Below are 1,408 nucleotides of genomic sequence, written 5' to 3'. Positions count from 1 at the left end.
GGATTCCGCCGCCATCGCGGTCAGCACACCGTCCGGGCCCAGCTCCAGGAACCGGGTCACCCCGCGCTCGGCGAGATAGGTCACGCCATCGTGGAACCGCACAGTGTCGCGCACATGCCGGACCCAGTACTCCGGCGACGCCAGTTCCTCGGCCAGCGTCCCGGTCACATTGGACACGACCGGAATCGAAGGCGCGTGATAGGTCAGCGTCTCGGCGACCCGGCGGAACTCCGCCAGCATCGGCTCCATCCGAGCCGAATGGAAAGCATGACTCACCGACAGCCGACGAGTCTTGCGGCCCTCGAAATGCTGGATGACCGAGGCGACTGCGTCTTCATCGCCGGAGAGCACCACCGACGACGGACCGTTCACCGCGGCCACCGACACGCCCTCGACCAGCAGTGGAAGCACTTCGGCTTCGGTGGCCTGCACCGCGACCATCACGCCACCGGCGGGCAGCGCCTGCATCAACCGGCCGCGGGCCGACACCAGGGCACACGCGTCCTCCAGGGAGAACACCCCCGCACAATGGGCCGCCGCCAGCTCCCCGATCGAATGCCCGACCAGGAAATCCGGGGTCACTCCCCACGATTCGACCAGCCGGAACAACCCGACCTCGATGGCGAACAACGCCGCCTGCGCATACCTCGTCTGATTCAGCAGCTCGGCATCGTCGCCGAACATCACCTCACGCAACGATTCCACCCGCGCGCACACCGCATCCACGACCTCGGCGAACACCGGAAACGACTCATACAGCTCCCGGCCGGCACCCAGCCGCTGCGCACCCTGACCGGAGAAGAGGAACGCCGAACGACCCGAATCCACCACGCCGGACACCACACCCGGAACCGGCTCGCCACCCGCGAACGCGGCCAGCGCCCCGGCCCGGTCGCCGGCCAGCACGACCGCCCGGTGCTCCAGCCGCGCGCGCGTCGCGGCCAGCGACCAGCCGACTTCGGCCACTCCCACCTCGGGAGACGACTCCACAAAGGACGCCAGCCGGCCGGCCTGCGCCCGCAGGCCCGCCTCGTCCCGCGCCGACACCAGCCACGGCGTCACACCGGTGACGTCGACCGGTTCCCGGGCTTCGGCCTCGGGTGCCTGTTCCACGATGACGTGGACGTTCGTGCCGCTCATCCCGAACGACGAGATCCCGGCCCGGCGCGGCCGTCCGCCCGCCGGCCACGGGACCGGCTCGGTCAGCAGCTCGATGTCGCCGGCGGTCCAGTCCACGTGCGACGACGGCTCGGTCACGTGCAGCGTCCGGGGCAGCAGCTCGTTCCGCAACGCGAGCACCATCTTCATGACCCCGGCGACGCCCGCGGCGGCCTGCGTGTGCCCGATGTTCGACTTCACCGACCCCAGCCACAACGGCCGGTCCCGGTCGCGCCCGTAGGTCGCCAGC

1 protein-coding gene is annotated in these 1,408 nt (G+C 70.4%); it reads right to left on the bottom strand.

The features are described from left to right. Positions 1-1,408, bottom strand: a 1,408-nt coding sequence (locus tag C2L58_RS22135; RefSeq protein ID WP_146073642.1) for an acyltransferase domain-containing protein, incomplete at both ends; no start/stop codon positions are given.

The sequence above is a fragment of the Amycolatopsis sp. CA-126428 genome (assembly GCF_002904335.1).
GTDB lineage: Bacteria > Actinomycetota > Actinomycetes > Mycobacteriales > Pseudonocardiaceae > Amycolatopsis.
The sequence above is the reverse complement of the archived record's forward strand: the minus strand, read 5'-3'. Positions and strand labels throughout refer to the sequence as shown.